Here is a 7,077-nt window from a genome sequence, read left to right on the forward strand (position 1 = left end):
CTTCACTGTGCAGGTACAAACAGAATGTGCGACGGACCGTGCTGGCTTCCTAGCATCAGGATAGAGCATACGCCTGCAACCTTCATAACCCGATGCCGCGCTTCTTTCCCAGGCTCCAATCCACGCCCCCCGTATCCGAGCCCACGACCCCGGTAACTTGATTACCCAATCGCTTTTCGAGCGACGGCGACCAGGGCACGAGCTTGAATTCGAGTCCATTATCGATCATCGCGAGCCGGCCTGAAGCCAGCGAGAAACGCCGCCGGTAAATCCCAGCCACTTGATCGCCGTTGGCAGCCTTCGTGAATGACAGGCCCGTCTCGGCGGCGAGGCGGGCACCGAGCGATTCCACCTCATGATCGTGTAGTGTATCGATCAGATTGCGCGCAAGAATGACGCGCTGTCCCTCGCGCCTGGCCAGATCGCGCCTGACAAGGTGGTCGACCCGATCTTGCAGCGCCTGTCTTACGTCCCTTCCAAAGCCGCCCTCACCGAATTCGGCAGGCTCGCGTGCAACGAGTTGGCGATCGAGCCAAGTCGCGCCGGAAGCATGGACCTGCTGTTCGATTGAGAGGTCGGAGCGGACGGCGAGCCTGACCCGGCCACCGCCATTTGCACTCGCATCGCGGCACAACTCCACGAGCGAGCCCGGGTCGGAGTCTCCGGCCGCATTAGGGTCATGGAAGCGAAGGTGGTGTGTGCGCCCATCGATGCCGTCGACGATGGCATAGGCCGAGCCCCGCAGTTCGTCGTCGAGGCCGCGTTCGAGCAGTCGGCCGATCACGGGCGCATCAATCTTTTCGGCGGCCAGCACATAGTCGGCTGTCCCTCTTTTTAGCCCATGCACGGTGAGACTGCGGTGCATGCGCTTGATGATGTCGCCGCGTTCACCGAGGGCGCGCAAAGTTGCCTCGGCCTCTTCCACCACCATCCACTGGCCGGGACGGATCTCGTTCGCGAGGCCTAGCCTTTCCAGTTGCCGGAGCCGGCCGACTTTGAGCCCCAGGAACTCGTCGGGCTGGCGATCAGGGTGTGGCGCGAGATCAATGATGCCATGACGGTCGGTGTCGCGAACAAGCTGGCGATCGAGCTGCGTCCAGCGCTCAGTGTCGACCTGCCGCTCGATGGCCTGGCGGATGTCGAGGTCGGTGCGGAGCCCAAGCGTCTGGGTGAGAATGTCGCTCGCCCGATCGCGCATGCCCTGGCGGATGTAGTCGCGCGAGATGACAAGACTCTCGCCGTCGGCGGCAACGCCGCGAACGAGGATGTGAACGTGCGGATGTTCGGTGTTCCAGTGATCGACGGCAATCCAGTCGAGCCTCGTGCCGAGGTCGCACTCCATGTCGACCATCAGGTCACGAGCGAAGTTCTTGAGGTCGCCGAGCTCCATTGCATCGTCCGGCGAAACGATGAAACGGAAGTGATGCCGATCGTCCTTGCAGCGGTCGGAGAAGGCGTCATGATCTGCCTCTTTGGTGTCGGGACCGAACATCCTCGCCTTCTCGCCATCACGTGTAACACCTTCGCGGCGAAGATATTTGAGATGGGTGGCGAGAGGCGCAGACCCTCTGAACTGCCTCACCACACGGGCCTTGATAACGGCGCCGCGTGAGCGGTCAGAGATGAGGCGACTGGCGCGGATGCTCGCTGACCTGCCGCGGCCAAACGTTGAAGCTCGTGGGGAGGTGATCCGGCCCTCGCGTGTAAGGTGACCGCCAGCGCGCTGTGTGGCCGCAAGAGCCTGGAAGATGAAGGGTCTTGCGCGCTGGCCAGCGCGGGAGCGGATACGACCAGGGCGGACGCGAAAGCTATCGTCACGTTTCATGCTAGGCAGCCACGAGGTGCGGTTTCCATTGAAAGACTGAAAAAATGGGAATAGCGCACATCGCCGATTGTGCCAGCACATCGCGAAATGAGTCGAAAATTATAAGGAAAACAATCGGCCGAACCGAGCCGCACCTCGCGGCCCTTTATCCTGCCACTCTCTCCGCCCTCATCTGCGGCCAACCCTTCCGCCGCAATTTCCGCGACGGAACAGGCCGGAATGCGATTGAGGAGGAACGTGGCGATCATCGCGATATGGCTAAAGAAGGCTGAGTGAATAGGCCGCAAACAGCGTGGTTCGATTGGAAATCGGTTTCACCCGGCCGTGGCTCGGTCGCGGTCAGGTCCGCAACAGGATTGCCCATTGGCGACCGCATTGCGGGCGAATGAATCGCCGTGAAGATCGTCTCTGCATAACCATTGCCACCCGATGCAGCGGCGTTCCCAATGTCATGGGGATGCGCAAAAATCGTGGCACCGAGTGAGCTGGCTCTGCCCCTTCCTTGCCGTGCGCGCCGCGGACTGGGAACTGCACCATTGAGCAGCGGCGCGAGTTTCCTGACGTAGTCGACCGTCTCGCGTGGCAGCGGACGGCCGGCTGAGAGATGTTCCTTGTACCGACCAGGACCGGCATTGTAAGCGGCAAGAAAGCCGCTGCGCCCGAAGCTGTCGAGCATTTCGCGAAGATATGCTGCACCTGCAAGAATGTTGTCACGCGGTTTATAGGGATCGTCACCGAGACGGTATTTGATGCGCAGTTCTTCCCACGTCGCCGGCATTATCTGCATCAGCCCCATCGCGCCCTTGCTTGAAAGCGCACGAACATCGCCGAAGCTCTCGATCTGTATGACGCCGCGAAGCAAACGCTCTGGAATGGCGAACCGTTTAGCCGCTTCCCGGATATGCCCCGACCACGGGCCAGCCGACAGGATCGTGCTCTCGGAGTGCGCCGGCCGTTCACCATGAGAGGAAGCCGCTGCACCAGCGTCGGGCCTCGCGAGAGCGAGCATGACGCAGGTGGCAACCGTTGTCATGCCTCTGTGGACGGCATCTCGCAGACCGCCGAACCGATGCGCCGCCAGCTTGCCACGGTGTTCGCTTCCGTTAAGCGCAAGGCCTAGCCGGCCGGACCAGCTTTGCAAAAACTGCGATGAAATCGGCGTCCGGAGCGACAAGCAAGTGCCCGGCCCCCTCTGAGCTGCCTCGCGGGCGATCGAGTCGAAGGGTTTGACCGGCGCGCAATGGATCAAAAGGGTTGGCGAGAAAGATTCGTCGAAGGGCTCCAGAAGCATCTGTTCAGCCTCGCCCGTCGCACTTCGATGACCGGTTCCAGTGCAGGCTCCAGACGCTGTTCTCTGCATCGGACCGGAACAGCTTGGCGCGGATCGGCTGCGTAAAGGACGGGTCGTCAATTGAGACGGAGAGGTAATCCCCAGCCTTGTCTCCGGTGCGGTCCCAAGCCGCACCGACCGCCATCCCTTCGCAATAGATCAGATGGTCGGGCGCGTTTTCGGTTTTGGATTTGTCGGCAGGCAGGATGGCAATCTTCGCCTCGATTGTTAGCGTGGAGAGATTGCCGAAGAAGCCGTCATCATTGCGCGTGAAGGTACCGATCTGGATCATTGCAGTGCTCCTTTCATGAGTGTTAGTGCGCGTCGAGCCGAGCCGTCACGGCTCGCTGGCAAGGGGATCGTTGGTGACATCCTGCACCGGAGTGGTGCGCTCCGTGGTCCAGACGGGAACCGCGCGGCCAACGATCGATGAGAGCGGGAGCGGGCCGAAATAGCGGCTGTCAAAACTGTCGGCTGCACCCGGGTTCATGAGGAAGACGTCGGCCTCGGCAATGTCGCGGCAGCCCTGCCAGATGGGCAGGGGTCGACCGCGACTGTCACGCTCGCGCGCATGTCCATAGGTCTTGCCGTTGACGATGATCGTTGTGCCTTGGCGACAGACGGTTGCGCCCCCGAGTGCCAAAACACGCTTCAGGAGCGGCACATTTTTCGGCAGATACCCGCGTCTTGCCATGAAGGCCACCAATGGCTCGGGCGGCATGATGACGGCGATATTGGCAACACCGATTTTGTCGGCCGGCTGGACGCGATAGAGCCCGACGGGGATGCTCGCCGATGCGTTCCAGATGGACAGCGGCGGATGGCTAGTCCATGCCGGCGCCGCGGCGAGCACTGCGCCGCCAACCATCGAGGCGATGATCTTTGTGCGCTTGCTCATGACTTGATCCTGCGCTGCAGCAGCCAAGCTTTATGACGGTTCCGCGTGTATGGACGCGGCTGCTCGCGCGCGGCTATCCGGCTGTGGACGTGCCGCCGTTGACGCGGCGACATGAAGGTCAGGGTTTGCTGCTGTTTCGCCGCTAGCAGGCGGCGCGGTTGCAATCTCCTAGCTTGCGCGTGGACGGTTTGCGACGCAGCCCAGACCAGGATGGCAGCGTTCCAAATCGTTGCCATGCCATGCACAATCGCCGCCTCACCGCAGGCCGATTCTTCGTCTGCATGAAAGTGGATCCGTGTCAGGTGGCGGGATTTCACCAATAAGATGAGCAGCCACGCCACAAGGCCCCGCGTGCCGCGTGAAGCGAAGACGGATGAGGGGACATGAGGCAGCGCAAGCTGCTGCTGAACGGTCGCGCCATACTGCATTTTCGTTACGCCACAGATCAGGAGCTGCGGTCGCGCCTGCCGACATAAGCCGGCGCGCGGGCTGCATGCGGTTTTGCCGGCGGAACATAGGTCGCGTTCGCATCGCTGGTGGAGGTGCGTGCGCCGAGCTCTATCCAGGCGTGCAGGTCGTTGATGTCGTAGAGAACGCGCCCGCCGACCTTTCGGTATTTTGGGCCAGTGCCATAGGTCCGGTGCTTTTCGAGTGTGCGGGTGCAGAGCCCGACGATGGGTGCTGCCTCCTTTGTGCGCAAATATTTTTGGGGCGCGTCCGCGGGACCCTTCGACATCGCTCGATCTCCATTCGGTTCTGCTGTCGTCCTGGCCTGCCGGGACGCGCGAAGTGGAACATGATCGAAATGAGGAAAGGCGAGGGAGGGCAAAGATTGGGGGGCGCGTTTTTGCTACCCCGACGAAAGACTTCGGCGGCCGGACTTTTCGCTACGGCTGTGGGGGTAGAAGAGAAGATCGCGATAGCCGCCGGCGACTAAAAAAGCTGCACGACGTAAGGTAGCTCGGACCTTGTGGCGGAGATGATGATCACGCCAATCTCGCGGCACAATCGGCTCTTGCGAAAACAGCACCTCCGCGAGCTGACGATAGGTTGCACCCGTGCGGTGACCGTCATGTGCGCGTAAATTGAGGATATGCCTGGTCTTGGTCTGTTGCGGTAGCGCGCCGTAGGATGAACTGGCTGCCCGGCCGTTCAGTGCGCGCCAGAACCGGCGCGCTGCATCGAGCCGCGTCTCGAATGCAGCGTCGAGCGGTAGAAGGATAGCGTTGAATTCACCGGCGCGGTCATCAGCGACGAGATGGCTTTTCCCAATTGAGGTAGACCAAATAATGTGAAGGCCTTCGTCCTGCGGCCAAACGCTGGCTCCGCCAAGGCTGGAGGGTCGAACTGTCTGATGGAAATGGCTGATAGGGGCAGATACCCGCGTGGCCCGGAGCACGCGCGGCGAGGCCTGTTCTGTCCAGATGATGTTCTCAGCTTCCGGACGTCCGGCACCGGCAGTTTTGAAATCGCGCGCCCCAACGGGTGGCGAAGTCGGGCTGGTCGACAGGTTCTCCGGAACCAGAGAGCCGCGATGCGAGCTGGCGACACTCGGCGATGAATTCGTCATTCCGGATCAGATACTCGGCAGCGAACTCCTCAGCTTGGTAGCTGCACATGTGTGCGTACCCCGCCGCATCGGTCCAATCGCCTTGCACTGTTCCTGTCCTCTCCGCATACCCGGACGTGAGGCATCGGCGTCAACATTCAGGGGGATGAGGAAGTTGGATAGTTGGAGAGTCGGCAAACCATCATGCCGATTCAGCAAAGTGGAGCGACGCCGGCGGCGTCAGTGCGGAGCGCCGCCAGCGAGAAGAGATCGGTAGCCGCTGGTCGTCATCCATCGCGCGCGGGCAAGATGGGTCTCCCAGGACCGGAACGCCCGCTCCGGCTCCTGCTCGGGGTCTATATGCAAGACGATCCTGGCCACCTCTCGCCAATCGGCATCTTCCGCCGCCGCGTCAAGCAGGCGAATGTAGGTGAGCAGACGCTCCTCGTCATAGCCGGTCAGGACCGGGGCATCCGGCGCAATGTCGGCGACATCAGGATCGAGCAGCGGTTTAAGCATGATATTTGACCGTTCATATTTCGATCGCGATCTCGAAGGAGCCGTCCTTTAGATCGAGCACCAATCATAGCGTATAGGAACGATCATTCCTAGAACGATAGTTCCCTTTCTGGTCCCTAATCCGTCATGAATCTCAAGGAGATCATGGCGGCCAACATGCGTCGTCTGCGCCATGACCAGAACGTGACGCAGGAGGAACTGGCCGCCCGCTCTGGACTGAGCATGCGTTACGTCGGATCGATCGAGCGCGCTCGGGTCTCGGCCAGCATCAGTGTTCTTGGAAGAATCGCAACTGCGCTGAATGTGGACCCATGCGAGTTGATCAGAAAATCGGCACCGTGAGTTGACGTCGGAAACACCGCGAATTTTCGATGATCGGCGAGGCAACATGCAGGAATGAAGTCTCCAGTCGCGAACACGACCGGTAGTCGCCCCCAAGTTCGACGGAGCTCGTTGCGCAGCGACTGCGCTCAACTTGTCGCGTGAAAGGAGATCGGCCCCGCCCTGTTCGTCCGGGCGGAGCCTTGGTCGGGCCTTACTCGGCGTTGCGGCGGCCGTTGGGCCGGGACCAGATGAGGCTGTAGCCTTCGCCTTCCTCATCGTTGAAGAGGTTGGCGTAGATCGGAGCGGTGAAGCTCGGATCGTCCAACTTCAGGCCGAGATAGTCGCGGCCCTCATTGGACCATGCGGCGCCGATCTCGACCTTATGCGGAGCACCGCATAACGCCGATTATGCTGAGCGTGGGATTATGTGGAGCATTGGCCTGTGAGGCTTGGTTTTCCGCCTGTTCTGGCGGTTTCCGCTCCGCATAATGCCGAGGGTGGAAGCCGGGCGCCCCGCTGTGGAGCGGAGCGCCCTTGGCCGGTCATCGCGACCAGATGAGCTTGTGCTCGCCCTTGTCGCCCTGGACGAGGGAGGCGTAGACCGGCGCCGTGAAGGACGGATCGTCGAGCTT

12 protein-coding genes and 1 pseudogene are annotated in these 7,077 nt (G+C 61.3%); 1 reads left to right on the forward strand and 12 read right to left on the reverse strand.

Going from position 1 to position 7,077, the window contains the following annotated elements; genetic code table 11:
* Positions 1–82: 82 nt before the first annotated feature.
* The 10 genes from NKJ94_RS19075 to NKJ94_RS19120 form a co-directional block, all read right to left on the reverse strand.
* A complete protein-coding gene (locus NKJ94_RS19075; protein WP_352527055.1) occupies positions 83–1,825 on the reverse strand; it encodes a relaxase/mobilization nuclease domain-containing protein in 1,743 nt (580 codons plus the stop codon).
* Positions 1,822–2,073, reverse strand: coding sequence for a hypothetical protein (locus NKJ94_RS19080; RefSeq protein ID WP_352527056.1), 252 nt, complete (start codon positions 2,071–2,073; stop codon positions 1,822–1,824). Before NKJ94_RS19080 ends, NKJ94_RS19075 begins: the two co-directional genes overlap by 4 nt.
* Complete coding sequence (locus NKJ94_RS19085; RefSeq protein WP_352527057.1) at positions 2,070–3,116, reverse strand: lytic transglycosylase domain-containing protein; 1,047 nt, start codon at positions 3,114–3,116, stop codon at positions 2,070–2,072. The genes NKJ94_RS19080 and NKJ94_RS19085 overlap by 4 nt, the downstream gene beginning before the upstream one ends.
* Positions 3,117–3,120: 4 nt before the next feature.
* Complete coding sequence (locus NKJ94_RS19090; protein ID WP_352527058.1) at positions 3,121–3,447, reverse strand: DUF736 domain-containing protein; 327 nt, start codon at positions 3,445–3,447, stop codon at positions 3,121–3,123.
* A gap of 45 nt (positions 3,448–3,492) precedes the next feature.
* Positions 3,493–4,053: a S26 family signal peptidase gene (locus NKJ94_RS19095; RefSeq protein ID WP_352527059.1), complete on the reverse strand. Its 561-nt coding sequence runs from the start codon at positions 4,051–4,053 to the stop codon at positions 3,493–3,495.
* Positions 4,050–4,481 carry a replication initiator protein A gene (locus tag NKJ94_RS19100; protein ID WP_352527060.1) on the reverse strand — a complete coding sequence of 144 codons (432 nt, stop codon included), beginning with the start codon at positions 4,479–4,481 and terminating at the stop codon, positions 4,050–4,052. The genes NKJ94_RS19095 and NKJ94_RS19100 overlap by 4 nt, the downstream gene beginning before the upstream one ends.
* Before the next feature lie 17 nt (positions 4,482–4,498).
* Positions 4,499–4,789 carry a helix-turn-helix transcriptional regulator gene (locus tag NKJ94_RS19105; RefSeq protein ID WP_352527061.1) on the reverse strand — a complete coding sequence of 97 codons (291 nt, stop codon included), beginning with the start codon at positions 4,787–4,789 and terminating at the stop codon, positions 4,499–4,501.
* 114 nt (positions 4,790–4,903) lie between these two features.
* Positions 4,904–5,452 carry a DUF2285 domain-containing protein gene (locus tag NKJ94_RS19110; protein ID WP_352527062.1) on the reverse strand — a complete coding sequence of 183 codons (549 nt, stop codon included), beginning with the start codon at positions 5,450–5,452 and terminating at the stop codon, positions 4,904–4,906.
* A gap of 34 nt (positions 5,453–5,486) precedes the next feature.
* Positions 5,487–5,672, reverse strand: coding sequence for a transcriptional regulator domain-containing protein (locus NKJ94_RS19115; RefSeq protein WP_352527077.1), 186 nt, complete (start codon positions 5,670–5,672; stop codon positions 5,487–5,489).
* Positions 5,673–5,842: 170 nt separating this feature from the next.
* Positions 5,843–6,121, reverse strand: a complete 279-nt coding sequence (locus tag NKJ94_RS19120; RefSeq protein ID WP_352527063.1) for a DNA -binding domain-containing protein — start codon at positions 6,119–6,121, stop codon at positions 5,843–5,845.
* Between the two features lie 126 nt (positions 6,122–6,247).
* On the opposite strand from NKJ94_RS19120, the gene NKJ94_RS19125 reads away from it, so the two are divergent.
* Positions 6,248–6,463, forward strand: coding sequence for a helix-turn-helix domain-containing protein (locus NKJ94_RS19125; RefSeq protein ID WP_023674290.1), 216 nt, complete (start codon positions 6,248–6,250; stop codon positions 6,461–6,463).
* 193 nt (positions 6,464–6,656) lie between these two features.
* On the opposite strand, the pseudogene NKJ94_RS19130 reads toward NKJ94_RS19125, so the two are convergent.
* Both NKJ94_RS19130 and NKJ94_RS19135 read right to left on the reverse strand, forming a co-directional pair.
* A pseudogene (locus tag NKJ94_RS19130) lies at positions 6,657–6,827 on the reverse strand (DUF736 domain-containing protein); the annotation flags it as partial.
* Positions 6,828–6,987: 160 nt separating this feature from the next.
* On the reverse strand, positions 6,988–7,077 hold a 90-nt coding region (locus tag NKJ94_RS19135), incomplete at its 5' end, for a DUF736 family protein (RefSeq protein ID WP_130827500.1).

Source organism: Mesorhizobium sp. M0060, assembly GCF_040323155.1.
GTDB lineage: Bacteria > Pseudomonadota > Alphaproteobacteria > Rhizobiales > Rhizobiaceae > Mesorhizobium.